Consider the following 24,327-nt stretch of genomic DNA (forward strand, 5'->3'; position numbering starts at 1 on the left):
TCAACAACCTCGAGCAGGTGCAAGCCGTCATGGAAGCGGCCAAGGAAACCGGCGCGCCCGTCATCCTGCAAGCCAGCGCCGGTGCCCGCAAATACGCCGGCGAGCCGTTCATCAAGCACCTGATCGAAGCGGCCATCGAGATGTACCCCAACATCCCCCTGGTCATGCACCAGGACCACGGCCAGAACCCGGACGTTTGCCAGGGCGCCATCGACCTTGGCTTTTCGTCGGTGATGATGGACGGCTCGCTCGAAGCCGACGGCAAGACCATCGCCAGCTATGAATACAACGTCGACGTGACCAAGAAGGTCTCGCAACTGGCCCACAAGTACGGCGTCACGGTCGAGGGCGAGCTCGGCTGCCTGGGTTCGCTTGAAACCATGAAGGGCGACAAGGAAGACGGCCACGGCACCGACGCCACCATGACGCGCGAGCAGCTGCTGACCGACCCGGAGCAGGCCGCCGACTTCGTCAAGCGCACGCAAATCGACGCGCTGGCGATTGCCATCGGCACCAGCCACGGCGCTTACAAATTCACCCGCAAGCCCACCGGCGACATCCTGGCGATTGACCGCATCAAGGAAATCCACAAGCGGATCCCCAGCACCCATTTGGTGATGCACGGTTCTTCCTCGGTGCCGCAGGAGCTGCTGGCCATCATTCGCCAGTACGGCGGCAACATGAAAGAAACCTACGGCGTGCCGGTCGAGGAAATCCAGGAAGCCATCAAGCACGGCGTGCGCAAGATCAACATCGACACCGACATTCGCCTGGCGATGACGGCTGCCGTGCGCAAATTCCTGGCCGAGAACCCCGAGAAGTTCGACGCCCGTGAATGGCTCAAGCCTGCCCGCGAAGCCGCCAAGCAGATCTGCAAGCAGCGCTACGTCGAGTTCGGCTGCGAAGGCCAGGGCGCCAAGATCAAGGGCGACACCCTGCAGGTCGTGGCCGCCAAGTACGCCAAGGGCGAGCTCGCCCAGGTCGTGCACTGAGAAAGCCTGAATAAACCCGCCGCCCGCCCGCGCGGATTGGCGATAATTCAAAGCCCGTGGACTCTTGCCGAGTCACGCGGGCTTTTTCTTTGATTCCCTCCGTTTACGCTTCCCACCATGACCCAAGCACTCCACACCTCTGCCCTGACTTCCTTGCCCCTGCTGGCGCGCGGCAAGGTGCGCGACAACTACGCCGTGGGCAAGGACAGGCTGCTGATGGTGGCCAGTGACCGGCTGAGCGCGTTTGACGTCATCCTGGGCGAGCCGATTCCCGGCAAGGGCGCGCTGCTCACGCAGATGGCACTGTTCTGGTTCGACAAACTCGGCCATATCTGTCCCAACCATCTCACAGGCGAATCGCCCGAAAGCGCCGTCACCCCGGCTGAAGTGCCGCAGGTGGTGAACCGCTCCATGCTGGTCAAACGGCTCAAGCCGATACCGGTCGAGGCCGTGGTGCGCGGCTACCTGGCTGGCAGCGGCTGGAAGGAATACCAGGACAACCAAGCGGTGTGTGGCGTGCCGCTGCCTGCAGGCCTGAAGAACGCGGGCAAGCTGCCCGAACCCATCTTCACGCCGGCGGCCAAGGCCGAGGCCGGTGAGCACGACGAGAACATCAGCTACGAGCAGGTGGTGAAGGTTGTGGGCCCCGAGCTCGCAGCGCAGATCAAAAAGATCAGCATCGAGATTTACAGTACGGCCGCCGCCTTCGCACTGACCAAGGGCATCATCATTGCCGACACCAAGTTCGAATTCGGCCTTGATGAAAACGGCACGCTGACGCTGATGGACGAGGTGCTGACGCCTGATTCCTCGCGCTACTGGCCGATCGAAGGCTACGAAGCGGCCTACGCAGCTGGTCAAAACCCGCCCAGCTACGACAAACAGTTTGTGCGCGACTGGCTGGAAGCCGTGCGTATCAACGGCAAGCCCTGGGACAAAACCCCGCCGTCGCCGCACTTGCCGCCTGACGTGGTCGCTAAAACGGCTGCCAAATACCAGGAAGCACTGGCACGGTTGACCGCCTGAAGCTGGGCCAGAGTAGCCGGCACGATGGAGTTTCTGCTGGAACTGCTGTTCGAGTTTTTCGGCGAGCTGTTTCTCCAGCTCTTCGGCGAAATGTTCGGCGGTGCGTTCAAAGCCGCCTGGTACAAGCTACGTGGGCGCGACCATGAACTGACGCCTTGGCAGGAAGCCGCGTGGTCCGTCATAACCGGCATTGCTACCGGTGTGCTGACAGTGCTGGTCGTCCCTCACCTCGTCATCCGTCTGCACTGGCTGCAAATCCTCAACCTGTTGCTGGCGCCGCTGGTTGCCGGCCTGCTGGTTGAAAGGGTGCGCGCGTGGCGCGAATCGCGCCGCGTCTTCAGTGGGAAGGTGGCGGGCTACGCTGCGCTGTTTGGGTTTGCTTTTGCCGTGACGCGCTGGCTGTTCGGCCAGTAGGCAGGCTTCAGCTCAGGATGACGCTGCTCAGGCGCCGGCGGTACGTGGCCACGATCGGATCATCGGGCGGGATTTGCCCGTCGGCCACCTTGGGCTTGGGCGCTTCCATCACGTCGAGGACGGCGATGTAGGTTTTGCGTGCAAGGTCGTCGTTCCAGGCCTTGTCGCGCATCAGAATTTCCAGCAGTTCGTCGAGCGCGTCCGTCCAGCGCTGCTGGGCCATTAACCAGCGAGCCTTGTCATGGCGTGCTTCGAAATCCCGCTTGTTGGCCGCGATTTTTGCATCAAAACCGGCCCCGGCCCCCGATCCGTGAGCGCCAGAAGCTACGAAATCCATAGCATCCATCCAGCGCTTGAGTGAGTCAAAACGGCGTACCACCGAGGTCTGCGCGATCACCGGCGCAAACGCCACCTTGGCGTCATCATCGTGGCCCAGCAGCAGCAGCAGCTTCACGTAGTCAAAGCGTGCGTTGTCGTCGGCCGGGTTGGTCGCCACGGCGTGTTGCAGCTTTTCCAGCACGGCGGCCGGGTCGGTGCTTTCTTCTTCCAGCGCAAGTTCCTGCTCTTCGGGCGGCTCCTCAGCCGGCGGCAAATGTTTGTCGAGAAACTCCTTGACCTTGCCTTCGGGCAAGGCACCGGTAAAACCGTCGACCGGCTGGCCGTTCATCATCAGGATGCAGGTTGGAATGCTGCGGATGCCGAAGGCGGCGCCCAATTGCTGCTCTTGGTCGGAGTCGATTTTTACCAGCTTGAACCGCCCGGCATATTCCACTTCCACTTTTTCAAGGATGGGCCCCAGCGACTTGCACGGGCCGCACCACGGTGCCCAGAAATCAATCAGCACGGGCGTGGTCATGGACGCGGCAACGACTTCCGCTTCAAAGTTGGCAATGGTGACGTCGATCATGGTCTGGCAGAGTTGGGGTGTGAGGGCGGGTTTTCAACCGCCGGGCGCGGGGGAGGCAAGAGCGTAGCACGCAAGGCGCGGCCGGCTGGCGGCCTGCCCTTAAAATCACGGGTTAGGGCGTAGAGCCTAACCCCGGCCTTGATAACCCGGCCTTGAAGGTCCCCGCATGACAACAAGCAACAATTCGGCAAAACCCCTGGTGGGCGTGGTGATGGGCTCCAGCAGCGACTGGGAAACTATGCAGCACGCCGTGCAGATCCTCACGCAGTTCGGCGTGGCGCATGAGGCCCGTGTGGTGTCGGCCCACCGCATGCCCGATGAGCTGTTTGCCTACGCGGAAAGTGCCGGCGGACGCGGCCTGCAGGCCATTATTGCCGGTGCCGGCGGCGCAGCGCACCTGCCCGGCATGCTGGCCGCCAAAACCACCGTGCCGGTGCTCGGTGTGCCGGTCGCCAGCAAGCATCTGCAGGGCGTGGATTCACTGCACAGCATTGTCCAGATGCCCAAGGGCATTCCGGTGGCGACATTTGCCATCGGCAATGCCGGCGCGGCCAATGCAGCGCTGTTCGCGGTCGCCATGCTGGCCCTGCACGACCCGGCACTGGCGGCTCAGCTGCAGGCTTTCCGTGCCGAGCAAACCGCTGCCGCGCAGGCCATGACGCTGCCGCCGGTATGAGCGCCGCCCCGCCTCCCCGGTCTTCCTCCAGCCTGCCGGACCTGCCGCTTTTTCCCGGTACGGTTTCGGCTTCCGGCCAGCCGGCCACCCTGGGCGTGATGGGCGGCGGCCAGCTGGGACGCATGTTTGTGCATGCCGCGCAGCGCCTGGGCTATTTCACCGCCGTGCTCGATCCCGATCCGCAAAGCCCGGCCGGCTTGGTCAGCCACCACCATATTCAGACCGGCTACAGCGACGAACAAGGATTGGCCCAGTTGGCCGCGTTGTGCGGAGCCGTCACCACCGAGTTTGAAAACGTGCCTGCCGGCGCACTGCAGGCGCTGGCTGCCAGCCGGCCCGTGGCGCCCGGTGCCGCTGCGGTGGCCATCGCGCAAAACCGCATTGAAGAAAAATCCCACTTCACCGCCAGCGCCGCCGAGTCGGGCGTGCTGGCCGGCGTCACCTGCGCGCCCTATGCCGTGATCGAAACGGCCGAACAGCTCAAAGGCGTGCCCGCTGGTTTCCTGCCCGGCATCCTCAAGACCGCCCGCATGGGTTACGACGGCAAGGGCCAGGTTCGCGTCAAGAATGCAGACGAACTGGCCACCGCCTGGGCCGGCCTGAAGCAGGTGCCTTGCGTACTCGAAAAGATGCTGTCGCTCAAAGCCGAGTGTTCGGTGATCGTGGCGCGCGGCTGGGACGGCCGTGTCGTGAGCTTTGCGCCCCAGCTGAACCTGCATGTGGACGGTATTCTGGCGGTAACGCAGGCTTATGAAGGAAATATGCCCGTAGCCCTTGCTGAACGTGCGCAAGCAGCTACCAAAACCATAGCAAAGCACATCGACTATGTGGGCGTGCTTTGCGTTGAATTTTTCCTGGTGGACGACGGCAGTGCTGACGGTGCGCTCATCGTCAACGAAATGGCGCCGCGTCCGCACAACAGCGGCCACTACACCATGGACGCCTGCGACGTGTCGCAGTTCGACCTGCAGGTGCACGCGATGGCCGGTCTGCCGCTGCCGCAGCCGCGGCAGCATTCGCCGGCCATCATGCTCAACCTGCTGGGCGATGTGTGGTTTGACGCCCAAGGCAAAGCGCGCACACCCGACTGGCAGGCCGTGTTGGCGCTGCCCGGCACGCACTTGCATCTCTACGGCAAAACCGAGGCCCGCGTCGGTCGAAAAATGGGCCACCTCAACATCACCGGCCCCGATGTTGAGTCAGTGAAAGCCACCGCACGCCGCGTGGCCGCCATCCTGGGGCTGCCCGGCCTTGAAGATCTCTGATGATTGTGTCCGGCACCGATCCGCAGGCCCTGGCTGAGGCCGCCCGTCGCATTCAGGCCGGTGAGCTGGTCGCCTTCCCGACCGAAACGGTATACGGCCTGGGCGCCGACGCATCAAGCGACAAGGCTGTCGCCGGTATTTTTTCCGCCAAGGGGCGGCCTGCAGATCATCCGCTGATTGTTCATTTGGCCGATGCCGGCCAGGTGGCTGATTACGCCAGCGGCGTGCCGGACTTCGCGGCCAGGCTGATCAAGGCGTTCTGGCCCGGGCCGCTCACCGTGATCCTGCCGCGCAGGCCCGGCGTGGCGGCGGCTGCGGCTGGCGGGCAGGATTCGATTGGCTTGCGCTGCCCGTCTCATCCCGTGGCGCTGGCTTTTCTCAAGGCCTGCAACACCGGCGTTGCAGGCCCCAGCGCCAACCGCTTTGGCCGCGTCAGCCCGACGACCGCGCAACATGTGCAGCAAGAGTTTGGCGACGGCCTGCTAGTGCTTGACGGCGGGCCCTGCGATGTCGGCATCGAGTCCAGCATTGTCGACTGCACGCGCGGCCGGCCTGTACTGCTGCGTCCCGGCGTTCTCACGCGCGCGCAGCTCGAGGCCGCCTGCGGTGAGGCCGTGTTGGCCAAGGACGAGTTTGAACAGCAACGTTCAGGTGCGGGCGCCGCGCCGCGCGCCTCCGGTACGCTTGAGGCACATTACGCGCCCAATGCCAAGGTGCGCCTGATGGAAGCCGGACCCATCCAGACCGCGCTGGATCTGCTGGGCGCCGAGGCGGCGCACATCGCGGTCTACGCGCGCAGCATTGTGCGTATCAAGTCCGAGCAAGTGCTATACCGCCGCATGCCCGACGACGCACTCGCCGCGGCGCAGCAGCTGTTTGCCGTGCTGCGCGACTTTGACGCCAAGGGCGTGAAACTGATCTGGATTGAAAACCCGCCGGCTGACGCCGAGTGGGACGGCGTGCGTGACAGGTTGCAGCGGGCTGCTGCGAGCTGAAACTGGAATGGTCCCGCAACCTCCCTGAGGGGCCGCTATCATTGCCTGGCGTTTCGCAGCACAAGCTAGTCAACGGCGCGGGGAGGCGCCAACCCATGAAACAACAAATCTCGCGCCTTTCTCCGCACCAGAACGGCAAGGTCTTCGGTGTCCTGATGGCCATCGGTTCGCTGGTGTTTCTTGTCCCGTTCTTTCTCGTCTTTGCGACCATGGCCCCCGCGGGTGCGGGAAATGCGCCGCCGCTGCTGATGTTTCTTTTCATGCCCGTTCTCTACCTGATCCTCGGGTATCTGTCGGTCGCCATAGGCTGCGCCCTTTACAACTTCATGTTCAAGTATCTGGGTGGCGTGGAGTTCGAGTCCAGCGAAGAGAACAAAGCCTAGAAGCGGCGCAGGATCCACTACTGGACGTATCGGCCCCACCTGGCAATCCATGCTTTCTATCCTCCTCACCATTTGGTTTCTCCACGTCGCAGCCATGATGAGCCCCGGCGCCAACGTGTTGCTGGTGTCGCAGCTCGCTGCCAGCGACCGTGCGCGCAGCGCGATGTTTGCGGCGCTGGGTGTGACGGCCGGAGCCGCCATTTGGGCGTTGTGCGCGGTGCTTGGCGTCAATGCCGTCTTCCAGATCTTCCCGGGGCTGCGTCTTGTGCTGCAGGTAGCCGGCGGGCTCTACCTGATTTATGTGGCCAGCCGGCTCTGCCGTTCGGGTGGCGTCACGTTGGGCAGCGGCGGTCCAGCGGTGTCAGCGGCCGCCGCGTTCCGCCTGGGTTTTCTCACCAACATCACCAACCCGAAATCGGCGCTGTTTTTCGGCAGTGTGTTTGCGGCGTCGTTCCCGGCAGAGCCCAGCACCGCCCTGCAGGCAGCCGCCGTGGCCATGATCATCGCGAATGCGCTGTGCTGGCACTTGTTGCTGGCGTATCTGTTCTCACGCGGGCGTGTGCGGGCAGCGTACTCACGCACACGCGGCGTGGCCAACCGGGTCGCGGCGACGGCTGTGGGTGGCCTGGGCCTGGGTTTGTTGGCCGCTACTGCGCGCGAAGCGCAGTCCTAGGCCGGCCGCGGGCCATCACGCTTGCTGCGCCCCAAGCCGGCTGCCTGAAAATCGGGCATTGTGGCGCAATGCCACGCCAGACGGTGTTTTAGCGCGCAAGCCTGGTTGTCATCAACAGCCTTGTCCACACCCTGCAGGGATAACCTGCCGGCAGCGTCTCAGCTTTCCTCGTGCAACGCCGCACTAGCGCGGCGACGGGTCGCGCTGGCCGAACATCAGTTTCATGACCAGGATGGCGAGCGCCAGCGCCAGGGTGATGGCATTGGCCACCACGATGGGCCAGGCCCTGAGCAGCACGCCGTAAGCCAGCCACAGCGCCACGCCCAGCGTGAAGGCGCCGTACATGCCCAGCGAGATGCCGCTGACGTCGCGGCTGCGAAAGGTCAGCCAGGCCTGGGGCACAAAACTCAGGGTGGTGAAAGCGGCCGCGATGTAGCCGGCAAGGTCGGTGGGGTTCAATCGGTTCTTCTGGCGGCGGTTGGAGATGAGTGCAGCATACTATTTGCGGCAAGGCGTCGTCGGCTGCACGGCCTTTCCTGTTGACCTTGGGAGGGATTCAAGCGTGTCGGGCTGCCCTGAGCGGTGCCGCGGGGGGCACTGCTCCGGGGCCTCGTTCTTCCTTTTTCAGCGTGCGCCTTCCTTGACGGCCCATTCCACCAACGCGTCCAGCGCGGGGCGCGCGGCGCCGGCGTTGGGGTGGTTGACCAGCGCCACCACGATATAGCGCGCGCCGCTGTTGCCGTTGGCGTAGCCGGCAATGGCCGTCACGTCGCGCAGCGAGCCGGTCTTGAGAAAGGCCTGGCCGGCCAGGTTTTTGCCGCGCTCGCGCAAGGTCCCGTCCACCCCGGCCACCGGCAGCGAATCGGCCAGGTCGGCGGCCAGGGGGCTTCTGGCGGCATGCTGCAGCAGGGCCGAAAGGCTGGCGGCGCTGATGCGTTCGTTGCGGCTCAGGCCCGATCCGTTGTCCATCACGGGAGGTGTGCTGCCGGGCAGGCTTTTGCGCCACCAGGCGGCCAGCGCAGCGCGTGCGGATTCGAGCGTGCCGGCTTTGGGCTGGCCCAGGCCGGCCTGCAGGCCCAGTGTCAAAAAGAGATGCTGGGCCATGATGTTGTTGGAGTATTTGTTGACGTCGCGCACGACGTCCAGCAGCGGCGGCGACTGGTAGTCGAACCGTACCGCGGCCTTTTCGCCCGAGAGCGTGCCGCTGCTGCGCAGCATGGCCAGCTCGGCCGGTGTGGCGTCGCGCACCGAGCCGGTCAGCAGCCCGCCCAGCTGCCGCCACGAGCCCTCGATGGCGCGCGCGGCAAAGCTGGCCGGATCGGCATAGGCGCTGGGCCACACCCTTTCGCCGCAGGCCGACGAATAAGTGCCCAAAAATTCGATATTCACCGGGTTCTCGACGCTCGCGCGCAGCTCGCTGCGCCAGTCGCCGCAGCGGGCCACCCGCACCAGCGGCACACTGGTGCCCATCTGCACGCCCGCCAGCGGCGGCTCGTAGCGCACCAGTGCGCGTCCACTGGGCAGGTCCGGGGTGAAGGTCATCACGATGGACTTGAAGTTGATGAGCAGCGCATCGGGCCGCGCGTTGTAGGGCCGCAGCGGCTCGCCGTCAAACTCGCCCGGGTCGGTGGCCGGCACGCTGAAGGCGCTGCGGTCCAGCACGATGTCGCCGCGGATCGCGCGTGCGCCGCCGGCCTGCACCTGCGTCAGCAGGGCCTGCAGGCGCTCGACGACCAGCTTCGGGTCGCCACCGCCTTGAACCACCATGTTGCCGTTGAGCAGGCCGCCCGTGAGTTTGCCGTCCAGCAGCACTGTGGTTTTCCAGGTGAAGTCGCGGCCCAGCACATCCAGTGCCGACCAGGTGGTGACGAGTTTCATGACCGACGCCGGGTTCATCGGCACATCGGCGCGCCAGCTCAGGCGCGGCGGCTGCTTGCCGCCCGCCTCCACCACCAGCATGGACACCGCGTCACGCGGTACCCGGGCGCGTGCCAGCGCTTTTTCCACCGGGGTCGGCAGGCGTGCGGTTGGGGCGGGGGCGGCGCTCATGGCCGGCATCGCCATGGCGGCCAGGGCCACCAGCGCTACCGCGTGTCGAACGCGCGGGCGCGGCAAGTCAAGGATCATGGGAAGATTATCGCGGCTGGGATTTGCACGACAGCCTGCGCAGGGTGGATGGCGGAAGCAAGGGCAAAGTAACGGCAACCGTTGGCGCGGATAATCAGAGACCGACCGCCAGAACGCAGCCCTGCGGAATGCCCAGGTCGCTATGAAATTTATAGCTGCTTGCGCACGTTACATAAGGGCTGGAGCCCGATTTAATGCCTGAATTTGTGAAATTCCTCGCCTTTGACACCAGCACTGACCGCATGTCCGTTGCGCTCACCGACGGCGCGCGCGTCTGGCAGCACAGCGGCCCCGGCGGCGCGCAGGCCTCCACCACGCTGATCCCCGCCATCCTGGCGCTGCTTGCCGAGGCGGGCCTGGCGCTGGGCGAGCTGGACGCCATCGCCTTTGGCCGGGGTCCCGGTTCCTTCACGGGGCTGCGCACCGCCTGCGCCGTGGCGCAAGGCCTGGCGTTGGGCGCCAACCATGGCGCCGGCATTCCCGTGCTGCCCATCGACACCCTGATGGCCGTGGCGGAAGAAGCGCGTTTTCATCGCGCCGGCAATGGTGATAGCGCAGGCGCAGGTGAGGCGCCGTTGCGCATCACCGCGTTGCTGGATGCACGCATGGACGAAATGTATGTGCAGCGCTTCGAGTTCAGCGGTAGGCATGGCCTGGCGCTCGGCGAGTGTGAGCTGGTGAGGCCCGAAAACCTGGCACCGGATGCTGAGGCCGGTTTGCTGGCCGGCAACGTGTTTGCCGTGTATGCAGGGCGCCTGCCCGAAGCCCTTGCCGCGTTTGCGCAGGCCGAGGCCCTGCCCACGGCCACCGCCATGCTGCGCCTGGCGCCGCAGCTGGCCGCCGCCGGGCTGTGCGTGGGCGCCGAGCTCGCCCTGCCGCTGTACGTTCGCGATAAAGTAGCGCTTACTACCGAAGAGCGCGAGCGGGTCAAGGCCGCCAAACTCGCGTCCCCACCCCTTCCATGAACGCCATCCTCAAGCCCTCTGAAGCCCGCTTCGAAGCCATGACACCTCTCTGGCTGGAGGAAGTGGTGCGGGTGGAGCAAAGCGTCTACGGCCATCCCTGGACGCAAGGCAACTTCAACGATTCGTTGAACGCGGGCTACCAGGCGCAAGTGCTCACCGGAGGCAACCCGCCTCACGCCGAACTACTGGGTTATTTTGTTGCCATGAAGGGCGTTGACGAGGTGCACCTGCTCAATATCACCGTGGCGCCCGAACACCAGCGCCAGGGATGGGCCCGCCTCATGCTGGACGCGCTGGTTCTGTGGGCGCGCGGCCAGGGCGCGCAGTGGTTGTGGCTGGAGGTGCGCGTCAGCAATGCGCGCGCCAAGGCCGTGTATGAACGCTACGGCTTTCGCCACGTCGGCACCCGCCGCGACTACTACCCCGGCAGCGCTTCCACACGCGAAGACGCTGTGGTCATGAGCCTGGCGCTATGAGCCTGGACCTGGATAAACGCCAACGTGCCATGCTGCGCGAAATGGGTGTGCGCGTGTGGTCGCCGCTGGTGGCTGCACCCGAAGCCCCTCTGGCTTCCACTGCTCCTGTTGCTCCTTCTGCTCCTGATTTGATAGCTGCTGGCGCTCAATCTGCAACGGTTGCAGGTGGATTTAATCAAAAAACAAGCGCACCTCCCGCACCGGTGATGCAGCGTGAGGCCGCGCGGCCGGCGCCGGTTCGCGCCCAGCCCGAAGCGCGTGAAACCGCCGCACCCGGCCCGACGGCCGCGTGGCGCATGGGCGACGCGCAAGCCGTGTACGCCGGGGCCGCCCATGCCGAAGGGGCGCGCTGGCTGGTGCTGGCCGAAACGCCGGCGGCCGCGCTGCAGAGGGGTGTTTTCAACCCCTTTGAGGGCGACGCCGGCAAACTGCTCGACAACATGCTGCGTGCCGCCCGCCTGCATCAGGCCGGCATGGTGTTGCTGGCGCCGCTGGTCAGGCTCGCCGCGGCCGGTACAGGCGCTGGCCTGCCCGAAGCCTTGCCCGCCTTGGTGGCCAGCGCGCAGCCCGACGTGGTGCTGGTGATGGGCCGCCTTGCCGCGCAGGCCGTGCTGCAGTCCACCGAACCCTTCGGCCGGCAACGCGGCCAGTTGCACAGCCTGCATGGCACCCAGGTGGTGGTGACTTACGACGCCACCTACTTGTTGCGCAATCCGGCCGACAAGGGCAAGGCCTGGGACGACCTGTGCCTGGCCATGCGCGCGGCCACGCCGGCCGGCTGATTTTTTATCAGGCCTTGGCGGCGTCCCGGCTGGGCGCCAGCACCGACGCAATCGCCACCACCATCAACACCACCGCGGCCCAGTCCTGCCAGTGCAGCACTTCACCCAGGCCCAGCGCGCCCGAGAACACGCCCAGGATGGGAATCATCATCACGCTCAGGGTTGAGGCCACCGGGGGCAAGGCGCGCGCCAAGGTAAACCAGGCGGCGTGGGCGAAACCAAAAATCAGCACCGCGTTGTAAATAATCGCCGCCCAGGTCGCGGCCGGCGGCATTTTCCACTGCGGCATTTCAAACGTGACGCCCAGGACCGTCAGCATGACCGCGGTCATCACCGTCATCCAGAACGACAGCGTCAGGGTGGCCGCGGCAATGGTGGTTTTGCGCAGTTGCTGCGTGCCCAGCGCCCACACGGCGGCGGCCACCAGCGCGCAGAGCACGCCCAGTGGCCGGCCCGACAGATTCGTCAGCTCATACCAAAGCAGCAGCGCCACGCCCACTGCCGCAGCCAACACGCCCAGCCAGTTGCGGGCTTTTAGCTTCGCGTCAAAAAACCAGGCGCCCAGCAGTGCCGAAAAAATCGGCATGGTGTAGCCCAGAATCGCCGCACGTCCGCTGCTGAGGTTTTTGACGGCCAGGATGATCAGCGCATGCCAGACGAACATGTTGGCGGCTGCCAGCCAGAAGAGCTCGCGCCACTTGTCACGCGGCACAAAAAACGGCACCTTCAGCACCACCATCGCCAACCCCAGCACCGGAATACCCAGCCAGATCGAAATCGCCCGAAACGTCAGCGGCGGATAGTCCGCGATACCCAGCTTCATCACCGGCCAGTTCAGGCCCCAGACCAATGTGAGCAGAACCAGGAGGACGAGTTGGCGTTGAGACAATTGCATAAGGTTATTGTGCCCCCACGGTCGCTCACTTCGTGTAGCTCCCTGCCCCCCGAGGGGGCCGCCCGCCTGCGGCCCGGCAAAGCCGGTTCCGCGGCTCATGCTGGGTTGAAGAGTTCTGCACGATCGCACTGTCCTCCTTCGGCGGGGCAGGTATACGAAGTGAACGACGGCGGGGTCTAACTACAATGGACGGCATGACTTTTCTTGACATGCTGGGCGCCGCAGAACGCCAAAACAATTCCATGCTCTGCGTCGGCCTGGACCCGGAGCCGACCAAATTTCCCGGCAAACTCAAGGGTGACGCCAACAAGATCTACGATTTTTGCGCGGCGATTGTCGATGCCACCGCCGACCTGGTCATCTCCTTCAAGCCGCAGATTGCCTACTTCGCCGCGCATCGCGCCGAAGGCCAGCTCGAGCGCCTGATGGAACACATGCGCCGCGTGGCGCCGCAAGTGCCCATCATTCTCGATGCCAAGCGCGGCGACATCGGTTCCACCGCCGAGCAGTACGCCAAGGAAGCCTTTGAGCGCTACGGCGCCGACGCAGTCACGCTGTCGCCCTTCATGGGCTTTGATTCGGTCGCACCGTATTTGAAGTACGAAGGCAAAGGGGCTTTTCTCCTGTGCCGCACTTCCAACCCCGGCGGCGATGATTTGCAGAACCAGCGCTTTGCTTCGATTGAGGGCCAGCCGCTCTTGTACGAACACGTGGCACGCCTGGCGCAGGGCCCGTGGAACCTCAATGGCCAGCTGGGCCTGGTGGTGGGCGCGACTTACCCGGCAGAGATTGAGCGGGTTCGTGCCGTTGCGCCCACGTTGCCCTTGTTGATTCCCGGTGTGGGCGCCCAGGGTGGGGACGCCGTGGCCACTGTCAAAGCGGGGTGGCGCGCCGGTGCGCCCATCATCGTGAATTCGTCGCGTGCCATTTTGTATGCGTCGTCAGGAGATGATTTTTCTGATGCTGCGCGGCGGGAGGCGGTGCGGACTCGGGATGTGTTGGAGGGGGCTCGAGGTGAGGCGCTGAAGGTGTAGCTTGCTGTGGTTGTCGGCCTCGGCGCGCTCGTCTGAGGGTAGCTGGCCGGGCAACCCCCGGCCAGCAGAAGTCAGCAAGACCTCAACGCCCAACCCGAAGCAAGCCCTTCGCCCCAGGCAGGTACCTGCAAGCCTAGCTTGGCTAGTTGCTATATTTTTGATAGTCGCTTGCGCTCGTCAGTTGCGGCTAATGGGCCGCTTTTACTTTAATTGGCGACAGTGAAGCGGCGCCGAACATGCCGCGCATTCTCGATTTCATCGACGATGGCCACGGCCAGATCGGGCACCGAAATGCCGGCGGGTTTGCCGTTCTGGCCGGGCAGCAGGTCGTCGGCGCCCAGGCGGTACTTGCCGGTGCGTTCGCCGGGGGCCAGGCCGATGGGGGGCGAGACAAAACTCCAGTCCAGCGACGTTTCGAGCTTGAGCTGGTTGAGCGCTTCGCGTGCGGCAAGTGCGCCTTGCTTGTACTGTGCAGGAAACTCCGGCGTGTCCACCAGCTGCAGGCCAGGCGCCACATACAGGCTGCCGGCGCCGCCGACCACGAGCAGGCGTTTGACGCCCGCCTGCTTGATGCCGGTCACGATGGCTTTGCTGGCCTCGAGGTGCAGGTCGTGAATTTTCGGCTCACTCCAGCCCGGGTTGTAGGCGCTGATGACGGCATCGTGGCCCGCTGCGGCTTTGGCCACCTGGCCGGCATTCAGTGCGTCAGCGGCGACCACGGTCAGGCCTTTTTGCGGCGTGACTTTTCCGGGGTTGCGCGCCAGCACGGTGACCTTGTGGCCGCGGCTGAGCAGCTCGGAAAGAATGGGTGCGCCGATAAAACCCGTGGCGCCGATCAATGCAATGTTCATAAAAAACTCCTGGTGAATTGAAGAGGCCTTTAGTTTGGTTGCTTCACAAGATCTTGAATAGACGGCAAAATTGGCTAACACTGTGAAGCAGGGCTAATGAATGACCGATAAATCCATGGACCAGCTCAAGCGCATGGCCATCTTTGCCGAGGTGGTGGCCAAGGGGTCGTTGACTGCGGCGGCGCGGCCGCTGGGCATGACGCCATCGGCCGTCAGCCAACATCTGCGGCAGCTGGAGCAGTCGCTGGGCTTGGCCCTGCTGCACCGCTCTACCCGGCGCCTGACGCTGACCGAGGCGGGCGAGCGTTATCACGCAGGCTGTGCCGCCATGGTGGCGGCTGCACGTTCGGCCGAGCAGGCGCTGGTGAGGTTGCGGGATGAGCCCGAGGGCGAGCTGCGCCTGGCGGCACCCATCGGGTTTGGCGGTTTGCTGGCGGCAGCGCTGGCACCGCTGCGCAGCCATCCGAAACTCACCTTGCGCCTGCTGCTCGACGACACGCTGATAGACCTGGTCGAAGAACGCGTGGACATTGCCGTGCGGGCCGGTACGCTGGCGGATTCCTCACTCGTGGCGCGCAAGCTGGGCCGCATGACGCGCCAGCTCTGCGCCTCACCAGCCTACCTGGCCGAGCGCGGCTGGCCCGCGCACCCGCAGGATTTGCTGCAGCACGACTGGCTGGCCAGCAAACCGCAAACCGCCGGCGTCGACATGCTGGAACTCACCGGTCCGAATGGCGAGCAGCAAACCCTGAGGCTGGAGCCGCGCGTGCAGGCCTCGCAAGTATCGGCACTGCATGCGCTGTGTCTGGCGGGCTGGGGAATCGGCACGGCCGTGAGCGAGGACGACCGCCAGGCGCTGGCTGATGGACGCTTGCTGCCCATCCTGCCGGGTTGGCGCATGACAGACCTGCCCGTGTATGCGGTGACACCGCGGCGCGGCGACCAGCCGGCCAAGGTGCGGCACGCACTGGATTTGCTGGTGGCGTACTTTGGCGATCGCGACGCCGATGCCATGGCGTTAACAGGCCCTAGCGCCGCTTGATGAGACCGCCCAGCATCACGCAGGCCAATGCGGCCACGATCAATGCAGTGCCGGCCCACTGCCAAGGCGTGATGACCTCGCCCAGCACCAGCATGCCTGTGGCCAGGCCCACCACCGGCACGCCCAGGCTGAAGGGCGCCACGCGATTGGCCGGGTGGCGCTTGAGCAGGTTCGTCCACAGTCCATAGCCCAGAATGGTGGCCGCCCAGCCCAGATAGGCCACGGCGGCCCAGCTGGACGCACGCGCTTCGACCCACTGCCAACGCACAGCCTCAGGGTCAAACGCCCACGACAGCGCCGCAAACGGCAGCACCGCCACCAGGCTGCTCCACACCACAAACGCCAGCGGTGAATAGTCGTTATAGGTTTGTTGCACGCGTCGCGCCACGATGTTGGACATGGCCCACATGGCCGCCGCGCACAGCGTGAGGACAAAGCCCAGCGGCGTGGTGGCGCCGGCGCCATCGCTGCCCACGTAGTTGAGCGCAAAGCAGGCCAGGCCCACGGCCGCGAACCCGAGGCCGGCTTGCAGCGGCCGGCTGGCGCGCTCGTGCAGCAGCACAAAGCCGAAGAGCGCCGTCCAGAACACCTGGGTTTGTTGCAGCACCGAGGCCAACGCCGCCGTCATGCCCACCTTGAGCGCCAGAAACAAAACCCCGAACTGGCCCACGCCCTGAAAGAGGCCATAGAGCACGATCCACTTCCAGCCGATTTTGGGTGGGCGGATCAGCAGCGCCAGCGGCAACACGGCAAACACATAGCGGGCCGTGCCCAGCTGGAAAGGTGTGAAGTCACGCAGGGCGAACTTCATCACCACGAAGTTCACGCCCCACAACACGACTACTGTGAGGGCGGCTGCGAGGTCGCGGCCCGTCAGGGTATTGTTTTGCATCCGCGCTTGCGGGCAGTAGCGGTAGCGCGCTCAGCCCAGCTGCACGGAACGCGCGGCATCGAGATGCGCTTTGACGCGCTGCGCCAGGGCGACATCACCGGGCGTTTCGGGTCGCCATTCCTGGGCGGGCAAGGCCTTGCCGTCCAGATCCACCGCGACAAACACCACCAGGCATTCGGTGATGACTTCCATCTGGCCTACCTTCATGTCGCCAGCACGCACTTCCACCGCGATGTTCATGCTGGTCTTGCCGGTGTAGGCCAGGCGGGCTTGCACTTCCACCAGGTCGCCGATCATGATGGGGCGCTGAAAGCGGATGCCGCCTACCGACACGGTGACGCAGTAGCGCTTGGCCCAGCTGGTGGCACAGGCGTAACCCGCTTCGTCAATCCATTTCATGACAGTGCCGCCATGGACTTTGCCGCCGAAGTTGACGGTGCTGGGTTCGGCCAGGAAGCGAAGCGTGATGGAGGACATGGAGGGCTGCCGGTGGGTTGTGGGTGTTCAGGCGTGCGGCCAGACGCTGGTGGCGACACGCATCATATTGTCGCCCATCACGCCTTCCACCTCGGCTGCGCTCAGGCCCACCTGGCGCAGTGCATCGGGCAACAGCTGCCAGGTCTCGACCGGCGTGTAGGTCATGCGCTGCACGGCGCGGTCATAGCCAGCCGACCTGGGCCACCAGTAAGTTGGGTCGTAGTCGCCAGGCGGGTTGTCGTCGAGTTCGTCCTGCCGGAAGCTGATGTCCAGGCCTATGCCCACATGCTGCGCGCCGACCAGGCCCGCCACATAGGCCACGTGCCGCGCCATGTCGTCGGCGGTGGGTGTGCGCGTGCCCAGGAAGGCGGAGACACCCGAGACGCAGACCACCCCGCCGGTCGCGGCGCAGGCGCGTATCTGCTCGTCGGTGATGTTGCGCCCATGCTCAACCAGCGCCAGCGGATTGGCGTGGCTGAAGATCACCGGTTTCGCAGAGGCGGCCATGATGTCCAGGCTGCAGCGGCGGCCGGTGTGCGAGCAATCCATCAACACACCCGCTTCGTTGACGGCCTGCACCATGCGCACGCCCAGCGGCGTCAGGCCGCGCGCCTCGTCGTGGCAGCCGTCGGCTACGCTGTTGTTGCGGTTGTAGGCAAAGTGAATCTGCCGCACGCCGAGCTCGCGGTACATCACCACCATCTCGGGCTGCTCCTGCAGCGGCATTGCGCCTTCCAGGTCAAAGCCGATGGCGAGTTGGCCTGCTGCTGCGGCTTCGCGGATGTCCGCCACGCTGGACACCAGCCGGTAGCGCTCAGGGCAGGCCGCGATCTTTGCGCGAAAGGCGGCGATGACCGCCATGATTTGCGCCACCGGGTTCATGTCCATGCCGACGTTGATGGACACATAGTTCACGCCGGCGGCGCGCAGTTCGTCCATCGGTGAAAAATCAGCCGCCGGATGCAGCGGCAGGCAGGCGTGGGCTTCCCAGTGAATCATGTGGTGGCGTTCGTCCCGTTCGTGCGTTGAAAGGAAATTAAAGCACGCAGCGCACCGGCGCGCCAGTCATGCGTGGTAACGGTTTACGCCGTGGCGGATGCCTCGGCCACCGCACGGCGCTTGAAGCCGGTAGAGGCTTCCATCAGGCTCAGCGTGTAGGCGTTGGTGACCTTGTGCGCCGCCAGGTCGGCCGAGGGCAGCATCTCCACCGTCTGGCCGCGCTGCATCACCATCAGCCTCTCGCACAGGTGCGTGACAACGGCGAGGTCGTGGCTCACCATGACGAAGGTCAGACCCCGCCGGCGGCGCAGTTCTTCGAGCAGATTGAGCACCTCCGCCTGCACCGAGGCGTCGAGCGCCGAGGTGGGCTCGTCCAGCAACAGGATTTGCGGCTCGAGGATCAGGGCGCGTGCAATCGCGATGCGCTGGCGCTGCCCGCCCGAGAGCTGGTGCGGGTAGCGAAAACGAAAGCCTGTGCCCAGGCCGACTTCTTCCAGCGCGCGTTCAATGCGCACCTCTGCGTCGCCAATGCCGTGAATGGCCAGCGGCTCGGCCAGGATGCGGTCCACCGTGTGGCGTGGGTGCAGCGATCCATACGGGTCCTGGAACACCATTTGCACCTGGCGCCTGAAAGCCTTGCTGCCGGGCGCGCTGTCTAGCCCCAACAATTTGACTGCGCCGGCCGTGCGCGGCGCCAATCCGCAGATCGCGCGCAGCACGGTGGACTTGCCTGAACCCGATTCGCCGACGATGCCGAAGCTTTCGCCGGGGCTCACGGTGAACGATGTGTCGGCGACCGCGACAAATTCGTCATAGACCACGCGCAGGCCGCTGACTTCCAGGCCCAGTGATGCGGAGGAAGCCGGCGTGTTCACAACGCCCACTCCGGCTGGCGATCCAGCGTGGCCAGGGGATGCCTGGAGGCGCCCAGTTGCGGCAGGCAGGCCATCAGGCCGCGTGTGTAGGGGTGCTGCGCATTCGCCAGCCCGCCGGCAGCGAGTTCTTCCACCACACGGCCGGCGTACATCACCAGGATGCGGTCGCAGAAGGTGGACACCAGCCGCAAGTCATGCGACACCAGGATCAGGCCCATGCCGCGCTCAGCCACCAGGGTGTCGAGGATGGACAGCAGCTGCAGTTGCACCGTCACATCCAGGGCCGAGGTAGGCTCGTCGGCAATCAGCAGGTCCGGATCGGCGATCAGCATCATGGCGATCATTGCGCGCTGGCCCATGCCGCCCGACACCTCATGCGGATAGAGCTTGTAGACGCGCGCCGGGTCGTCGATGCGCACCGATTCGAGCGCGGCCAGCGCGCGTTTTTTGGCTTCCGCTGACGACACGCGGGTGTGCGCCTGCAGCGTTTCCACGATCTGAGCGCCTATGGTCATCACCGGGTTCAGAGAAAATTTCGGGTCTTGCAGCACCATGGCGACGCGGCCACCACGCAATGCACGGCGCTGTGCGGGAGCGCAGTTGAGCAAATCCACGCCCGAGAATTCGAGGCGCTTGGCGCTGATGCGGCCTTCCGGCGCGGTCAGCCCCATGATGGCGCGGCCGGTTTGTGATTTGCCCGAGCCCGACTCGCCCACGATGCCCAGGCGCTCGCGACCCAGCGTGAACGACACGCCGCGCACCGCCTCGGTCATGCCGCCGTCGCGGCGCGGAAAGCTGACGCGCAAATCGTCGACGACCAGCAGAGGCGCAGTGGCGTCAGTCATTTGGCCGCCTTCGGATCCAGCGCATCGCGCAGGCCGTCACCCAACAGGTTAAAGGCCAGGCTCACGACAAAAATGGCCGCGCCGGGCGCAGCCGCCACCCACCACTGGTCCAGCACATACAGGCGCCCGTTGGCAATCATTGCCCCCCATTCCGGCATGGGCGGCTGCGCGCCCAGGCCCAGAAATCCCAGCCCGGCGGCCGTCAGGATGATGCCGGCCATGTCCAGCGTGACGCGCACGATCACGGACGACACGCACAACGGCATGATGTGCCCGAGCACGATGCGCCAGGGCGACGCGCCCAGCAGCCGCACGGCGGCAATGTAGTCGGTCTGCCGTATCGTCAGCGTCTCGGCCCGCGCCATGCGCGCATACGGCGGCCAGGACGTGATGGCAATCGCGATCACCGCATTCTGGATACCGGGGCCCAGCGCCGCGACAAAAGCCAGCGCCAAAATGAGGCGCGGAAATGCGAGAAAAATATCGGTGATGCGCATCAGCACCGCATCAACCCAGCCACCGGCGTAACCCGCCACAGTGCCGACGACAAGACCCAGCGGCGCGGCCAGCACCGCCACCAGGATGACGACCATCAGCGTGATGCGCGAGCCGATGATGATGCGCGAGAGGATGTCGCGTCCCTGGTCGTCCGTGCCAAACCAGTGCGCCCACGAAGGCGGCAGCAACCGGGTGGTGCGCAGGTCACCGGTGTAGGCTGAATAAGGCGCCAGCAGATCGGCAAAGATCGCCACGCCGATAAGGCCCAGCACGATGAAAAGGCCCAGCATGGCCAGCCGGTTGCGAGAAAAATCGCGGCTGCCGTGGTACACGCGGCCCATGAAGGCCTGGCGGCGCGAAGTGGGACGGTCGGTGCTGAGCCAACTAATGAGGCCCCCACGTTCGCCCACTGCGTGTGGCTCTCTGCCCCCCGGGGGGGCTGCGCTTGCTTGGGGCGGCCCTGCGCTGCGCGCGGGCACGCTTCGGTTTTCATGGGTGCTGTTCATCGAATACGCGTCCTTGGATCCAACAGCTTGTACAGAACGTCAGAGAGCAAATTCAAGCCCACAAAAATTGACCCCACCACAATCGTGCCGCCCAGCACCGCATTCATGTCGGCGTTCTGCAGCGAGTTGGTGATGTAGAGACCCAGGCCCGGCCAGGCAAAGACGGTTTCGGTCAGCACCGAGCCTTCGAGTAGACCTGCATACGACAGTGCGATCACCGTGACCAGCGGCACCATCGCATTGCGCAGCGCATGACGCCAGATGATGCGCGACTCCGACAGGCCTTTGGCGCGCGCCGCAATCACGTACTCCTGCGCCAGCTCATTGAGCATGAAAGACCGCGTCATGCGGCTGATGTAGGCCAGCGCGAAATAACCCAGCAGTGAAGCCGGCAAAATGAGATGCGAAAAAACATTGCGGAAAGCCTCCCATTCGCCGGCCATGGCAGTGTCAAGCAGCAGCAGGCCGGTGACCTGCGTGATGCTGTACTCATAGGTCACGTCGATACGGCCCGGCCCCGACACCCAGCCCAGCCGTGCATAAAACAGCACCAGCGCCATCAGCCCCAGCCAGAAGATCGGCACCGAATAGCCCACCAGGCCGATCACACGGACCACCTGGTCCACCAGCTTGCCGCGCCGCACTGCGGCCCACACCCCCAGCGGCACACCCAGGCCTGCGCCTATCAGGATGCCCAGGCTGGCCAGCTCCAGCGTGGCCGGAAACGCGCGCCTGATGTCCGTCATCACGGGGTTGGCTGTCAGCACCGAAACGCCGAAGTCGCCCTTGAGCACCTTGCCGATGTAGATGTAGAACTGCTCATAAAGCGGCTTGTCCAGGCCCAGTTCCTGACGCACGCGCTCGATCACGTGGGCCGGCGCGCGGTCGCCCACGATGGCCAGCACCGGGTCGATCGGAATCACCCGTCCGATAAAAAACGTGACCGCAAGAAGGCCCAGGTAGGTGAGCAGGATCACCACCAGGAAATTGCCAAAACTTTTGGCGTGCGGCGTCAGGCGCTGGCCCGCCGTGCGCGTGGTCACCGCACTGAGCGGCGCCACGCCGGCGGCTGTGGGGTCGGGGATGGCCAAAGTCGGTGGAGCTATCAGCGCTTGGACGCGTTGAACATGTAGTTGCTGTCGAAGGTGGGGCCCAGTTTCAGGCCGTCCACGTTGCTGCGAAAGGCCGCCACCTCGGTCTGCTGGTACAGCATGACAAAGGGGCTGGTCTTGCGGAACTCGGCCTGCAGGTCTTCGTACATCTTCTTGCGTTTGCCGGCGTCGCGCTCGAGCACGGCCGCGTCCGACTGCTTGGTGAGCTCGGGAATCGCCCAGGCATTGCGCCAGGCCAGTGGCTTGGCCTTGGCGTCATCGGCGTTGTCGGGGTTGCGCGTGAAAGTGTCGGCGTTTGAGTGCGGATCCCAGTAGTCGGCACCCCACTGGCCGATGTACATGTCGTGGGTGCGGGCGCGGTACTTGGTCAGCGTCTGCTTGCCGTCGCCGGGAATGATTTCGATGTCGATGCCCGCCTGCTTGGCCGTCTGCTGGAAGGCCTCGGTGATGCCCTGCACCGGCTGGATGGTGCGCATGTCGATGGTCACCTTGAAGCCGTTGGGCAAGCCAGCCTTGGCCAGCAGCGCCTTGGCCTTGGCCACGTCGAGCTTGTAGGGCTTGACGGTGCTGGCGCCCAGCAGCCCTTGGGGCAAGAAGTTCTGGTTGACCACGCCGATGTTCTTGATCAGCGTGTCGCCGATGGCGTCGTAGTCGACCAGGTATTTCAGGGCCTCGCGCACCTCAGGCTTGGCGAGGTTGGCGTTTTTCTGGTTCAGGCTGATGTAGTAGACCGTGCCCTTGGGCGCAGAGGTGAGCTTCACGTCCTTGTTGGCCGACATCGCGGCGATGTCCTGCGGGCTCAGGTTGCGGGCGATGTCGATGTCGCCCTTTTCCAGCAGCAGGCGCTGCGTGGCTGATTCCTTCACATGGCGGTAGATCACGCGGGCCAGCTTGGGTTTGGGGCCGTAGTAGTTGTCGTTGCGCTCCAGCGCCACGATTTCATTGGCACGCCACTCGCGCAGCTTGAGCGGGCCGGAGCCGGCGTAGTTGGTTTTGAGCCAGGCGTAGCCCCAATCACCGTTGACTTCTTTCGACTGCACCAGCTTCATGTCGACGATGCCGGCCACATTGGCCGTCAGGCAGTTGAAGACGAAGGTCGGCGCGTAGGCCTTGTCGGTCTCCAGTGTCAGCACGGTCGGACTGGTGGCCTTGATCTTGTCCTTGACGTTGGTTTTGGAAAATCCAAACTGCGTCAGGATGAAGGCTGGGGACTTGTCGAGCATTACGGCGCGCTGCAGTGAATACGCCACTTCCTCGGCCGTGAGCGGGTTGCCGGAGGCAAACTTCAGCCCGGGCTTGAGCTCGAAGGTGTAGGTCTTGCCGTCGGCCGAGACGTTCCACGACTTGGCGACATCACCCACCAGCTTGGACGGGTCGTTCACGTCCAGGCGCAGCAGGCGGTCGTAGGTGTTGCCCATGATTTCGCCGGCAGAGAGTTCAAACGCCTCGGCCGGGTCCATGGTGATGATGTCGTCGAAGCCGAAGGCCAGCACCAGCGTGTCTTTGGGCGTGGCGGCCAGACCAGCACCGGCGCTGCAGGCCAGCATGGCGGCGACTGCGGTGGCGCAAAGAACGCGGCGGCTAAAAAGGGGAGGCATGTGGTTCAAGATGATTTCCTTCGGTTGGGCGGTCAAACAAACAGAGGAGCGAACCGCTCGTGGCGATCGCGCCCCGGGGGCCATCAGGGACGAGCAGGAATCATGCCCATGCCCCGCGCTTCTTGCGGCCCGTAACTTGTACATACAAGTCAGGCCGATTGGCGACTGATGCATTCTGCGCCGCCGCTGGGGCGCGTCAAGACCCGGGTTTTCCGCGATTGCCGACTTCATGAAAAGCGGCCGTCCTGTTCTCGCACCAAAAAAGCATCTGGCCAAACCTGCCCGGCCCGGTGGAGTGAGAGCTGGCTGAACCTTTGAGGTTTATGGGGAGTGCTATAAAAACTATAGCTGGTTGCGCAGGTTCTGATTGGGCTGCAGGCTTGAAAGGCTTGAGAAGTTGGTTGTTTTGGGCGTTGGAGAGGGCTGAATGGCGGTGGGGAAGGGGATTTGGCTGTCTGAGAGGTGGTTTTAGAGGATAAAAGTGGCTTTGGCCTAATGGGGTGAGCGCGAGTAGCTATTGAATTGATAGCGACTGGGTTTGACTCCTTGGAGGGCGGTTTTTGCTCTGGTTTGAGCGTATTCGTCTAAGAGCTGCTGGCCGGGGGTTGCCCGGCGGCAAGTAACTTTCTTTTGCTTCGCCAAAAGCAAGTCACCAAAGGTCACGTAGTGGGGATTCGCTCACTTCGCGAAGCGAAGTTATGCGAATATCAAAAGGCGACCCGCAGTCTGGGTCCTTACGCTTCGCTTCAGGCAACCTGTGCTGCTCGACTCCGGCGGGGGTCCGCAGAACTCGCCTTCGGCTCAAACAACTGCGGCCCTGATCCCGCCTCCGTCTGCGCTGCTCGGCCCAGCCACGACGGGGAAGTCCGAATTCGGATACTGAATTCTTCTGGTGTTCGGCTGTGTGGGGTTGGCTGTTCGGTATTCCTTCCCCCACCCCTTCTGTCTGCGCCGAGGAGCGCAGGTCCAGGCGGATCAGGGATCGCGATTGTCTGAGCGAAGTGCAACGTAGCGAGTTCGAG

General features: G+C 64.5%; 26 protein-coding genes. 13 read left to right on the forward strand and 13 right to left on the reverse strand.

Annotated features, from left to right (window positions below):
* From fba to ABI546_RS11465, 3 genes are all read left to right on the forward strand, one after another.
* Positions 1-992: class II fructose-bisphosphate aldolase (gene fba, locus ABI546_RS11455; RefSeq protein WP_348046711.1), on the forward strand; the 992-nt coding region annotated here is incomplete at its 5' end.
* 117 nt (positions 993-1,109) lie between these two features.
* Positions 1,110-2,018, forward strand: coding sequence for a phosphoribosylaminoimidazolesuccinocarboxamide synthase (locus ABI546_RS11460; protein ID WP_348046712.1), 909 nt, complete (start codon positions 1,110-1,112; stop codon positions 2,016-2,018).
* Positions 2,019-2,042: 24 nt separating this feature from the next.
* The gene (locus ABI546_RS11465) at positions 2,043-2,432 is read left to right on the forward strand and encodes a hypothetical protein (protein ID WP_348046713.1); all 390 of its coding nucleotides are present in this window, start codon (positions 2,043-2,045) and stop codon (positions 2,430-2,432) included.
* A 7-nt stretch (positions 2,433-2,439) separates the two neighbouring features.
* On the opposite strand, the gene trxA is transcribed toward ABI546_RS11465, so the two are convergent.
* Entirely contained in the window at positions 2,440-3,339 is a 900-nt protein-coding gene (gene trxA / locus ABI546_RS11470; protein ID WP_348046714.1) for a thioredoxin, read from the reverse strand.
* Positions 3,340-3,505: 166 nt separating this feature from the next.
* Here trxA and purE point away from each other — a divergent pair, with 166 nt between their 5' ends.
* The 5 genes from purE (at position 3,506) to ABI546_RS11495 (ending at position 7,331) form a co-directional block, all read left to right on the forward strand.
* Entirely contained in the window at positions 3,506-4,015 is a 510-nt protein-coding gene (gene purE / locus ABI546_RS11475) for a 5-(carboxyamino)imidazole ribonucleotide mutase (protein WP_348046715.1), read from the forward strand.
* Positions 4,012-5,280: a 5-(carboxyamino)imidazole ribonucleotide synthase gene (locus ABI546_RS11480; RefSeq protein WP_348046716.1), complete on the forward strand. Its 1,269-nt coding sequence runs from the start codon at positions 4,012-4,014 to the stop codon at positions 5,278-5,280. The genes purE and ABI546_RS11480 overlap by 4 nt, the downstream gene beginning before the upstream one ends.
* Positions 5,280-6,275, forward strand: a complete 996-nt coding sequence (locus tag ABI546_RS11485) for an L-threonylcarbamoyladenylate synthase (RefSeq protein WP_348046717.1) — start codon at positions 5,280-5,282, stop codon at positions 6,273-6,275. Before ABI546_RS11480 ends, ABI546_RS11485 begins: the two co-directional genes overlap by 1 nt.
* Positions 6,276-6,370: 95 nt before the next feature.
* The gene (locus ABI546_RS11490) at positions 6,371-6,658 is read left to right on the forward strand and encodes a hypothetical protein (RefSeq protein WP_348046718.1); all 288 of its coding nucleotides are present in this window, start codon (positions 6,371-6,373) and stop codon (positions 6,656-6,658) included.
* A 49-nt stretch (positions 6,659-6,707) separates the two neighbouring features.
* Positions 6,708-7,331: a LysE family transporter gene (locus ABI546_RS11495; RefSeq protein WP_348046719.1), complete on the forward strand. Its 624-nt coding sequence runs from the start codon at positions 6,708-6,710 to the stop codon at positions 7,329-7,331.
* A 183-nt stretch (positions 7,332-7,514) separates the two neighbouring features.
* On the opposite strand, the gene ABI546_RS11500 is transcribed toward ABI546_RS11495, so the two are convergent.
* Positions 7,515-7,790 carry a SemiSWEET transporter gene (locus ABI546_RS11500; protein ID WP_348046720.1) on the reverse strand — a complete coding sequence of 92 codons (276 nt, stop codon included), beginning with the start codon at positions 7,788-7,790 and terminating at the stop codon, positions 7,515-7,517.
* A 165-nt stretch (positions 7,791-7,955) separates the two neighbouring features.
* A complete protein-coding gene (gene dacB, locus ABI546_RS11505; protein WP_348046721.1) occupies positions 7,956-9,458 on the reverse strand; it encodes a D-alanyl-D-alanine carboxypeptidase/D-alanyl-D-alanine-endopeptidase in 1,503 nt (500 codons plus the stop codon).
* Positions 9,459-9,652: 194 nt separating this feature from the next.
* Here dacB and tsaB point away from each other — a divergent pair, with 194 nt between their 5' ends.
* Genes tsaB through ABI546_RS11520 form a run of 3 tightly spaced genes read left to right on the forward strand, consistent with a single transcriptional unit; the run spans position 9,653 to position 11,681 of the window.
* Entirely contained in the window at positions 9,653-10,423 is a 771-nt protein-coding gene (gene tsaB, locus ABI546_RS11510) for a tRNA (adenosine(37)-N6)-threonylcarbamoyltransferase complex dimerization subunit type 1 TsaB (protein WP_348046722.1), read from the forward strand.
* On the forward strand, positions 10,420-10,899 hold the full coding sequence (gene rimI, locus ABI546_RS11515) for a ribosomal protein S18-alanine N-acetyltransferase (RefSeq protein WP_348046723.1): 480 nt from the start codon (positions 10,420-10,422) through the stop codon (positions 10,897-10,899). The genes tsaB and rimI overlap by 4 nt, the downstream gene beginning before the upstream one ends.
* The gene (locus ABI546_RS11520; protein WP_348046724.1) at positions 10,896-11,681 is read left to right on the forward strand and encodes a uracil-DNA glycosylase family protein; all 786 of its coding nucleotides are present in this window, start codon (positions 10,896-10,898) and stop codon (positions 11,679-11,681) included. The genes rimI and ABI546_RS11520 overlap by 4 nt, the downstream gene beginning before the upstream one ends.
* Before the next feature lie 7 nt (positions 11,682-11,688).
* Here the strand turns inward: ABI546_RS11520 and ABI546_RS11525 are convergent, their stop codons facing one another.
* Positions 11,689-12,576, reverse strand: coding sequence for a DMT family transporter (locus ABI546_RS11525; protein ID WP_348046725.1), 888 nt, complete (start codon positions 12,574-12,576; stop codon positions 11,689-11,691).
* 194 nt (positions 12,577-12,770) lie between these two features.
* Here ABI546_RS11525 and pyrF point away from each other — a divergent pair, with 194 nt between their 5' ends.
* Positions 12,771-13,610, forward strand: coding sequence for an orotidine-5'-phosphate decarboxylase (gene pyrF, locus ABI546_RS11530; protein WP_348046726.1), 840 nt, complete (start codon positions 12,771-12,773; stop codon positions 13,608-13,610).
* A 206-nt stretch (positions 13,611-13,816) separates the two neighbouring features.
* Here pyrF and ABI546_RS11535 read toward each other — a convergent pair whose 3' ends face one another.
* The gene (locus ABI546_RS11535) at positions 13,817-14,461 is read right to left on the reverse strand and encodes an NAD(P)-dependent oxidoreductase (protein ID WP_348046727.1); all 645 of its coding nucleotides are present in this window, start codon (positions 14,459-14,461) and stop codon (positions 13,817-13,819) included.
* Positions 14,462-14,561: 100 nt separating this feature from the next.
* Here ABI546_RS11535 and ABI546_RS11540 point away from each other — a divergent pair, with 100 nt between their 5' ends.
* Positions 14,562-15,503, forward strand: coding sequence for a LysR family transcriptional regulator (locus ABI546_RS11540; RefSeq protein WP_348046728.1), 942 nt, complete (start codon positions 14,562-14,564; stop codon positions 15,501-15,503).
* Here ABI546_RS11540 and ABI546_RS11545 read toward each other — a convergent pair.
* From ABI546_RS11545 to ABI546_RS11580, 8 genes are all read right to left on the reverse strand, one after another.
* Positions 15,490-16,395, reverse strand: a complete 906-nt coding sequence (locus ABI546_RS11545; protein ID WP_348046729.1) for an EamA family transporter — start codon at positions 16,393-16,395, stop codon at positions 15,490-15,492. The two genes, ABI546_RS11540 and ABI546_RS11545, sit on opposite strands and share 14 nt — an antisense overlap.
* Before the next feature lie 30 nt (positions 16,396-16,425).
* Positions 16,426-16,872, reverse strand: coding sequence for an acyl-CoA thioesterase (locus tag ABI546_RS11550; protein WP_348046730.1), 447 nt, complete (start codon positions 16,870-16,872; stop codon positions 16,426-16,428).
* Positions 16,873-16,899: 27 nt separating this feature from the next.
* The gene (locus ABI546_RS11555; RefSeq protein ID WP_348046731.1) at positions 16,900-17,871 is read right to left on the reverse strand and encodes a membrane dipeptidase; all 972 of its coding nucleotides are present in this window, start codon (positions 17,869-17,871) and stop codon (positions 16,900-16,902) included.
* Positions 17,872-17,954: 83 nt separating this feature from the next.
* Complete coding sequence (locus ABI546_RS11560; RefSeq protein WP_348046734.1) at positions 17,955-18,713, reverse strand: ABC transporter ATP-binding protein; 759 nt, start codon at positions 18,711-18,713, stop codon at positions 17,955-17,957.
* Positions 18,714-18,742: 29 nt separating this feature from the next.
* Complete coding sequence (locus ABI546_RS11565) at positions 18,743-19,591, reverse strand: ABC transporter ATP-binding protein (RefSeq protein ID WP_348046732.1); 849 nt, start codon at positions 19,589-19,591, stop codon at positions 18,743-18,745.
* Positions 19,588-20,499 (reverse strand): nickel transporter permease, encoded by a 912-nt coding sequence (nikC, locus tag ABI546_RS11570; RefSeq protein ID WP_348046733.1) that lies wholly within the window; start codon positions 20,497-20,499, stop codon positions 19,588-19,590. The genes ABI546_RS11565 and nikC overlap by 4 nt, the downstream gene beginning before the upstream one ends.
* A gap of 92 nt (positions 20,500-20,591) precedes the next feature.
* Entirely contained in the window at positions 20,592-21,638 is a 1,047-nt protein-coding gene (locus ABI546_RS11575) for an ABC transporter permease (RefSeq protein WP_348046735.1), read from the reverse strand.
* Positions 21,639-21,700: 62 nt separating this feature from the next.
* Positions 21,701-23,305, reverse strand: coding sequence for an ABC transporter substrate-binding protein (locus ABI546_RS11580; RefSeq protein WP_348046736.1), 1,605 nt, complete (start codon positions 23,303-23,305; stop codon positions 21,701-21,703).
* Positions 23,306-24,327: the final 1,022 nt, after the last annotated feature.

It is taken from the genome of Polaromonas sp. (assembly GCF_039932935.1).
Taxonomy (GTDB): domain Bacteria; phylum Pseudomonadota; class Gammaproteobacteria; order Burkholderiales; family Burkholderiaceae_C; genus Polaromonas.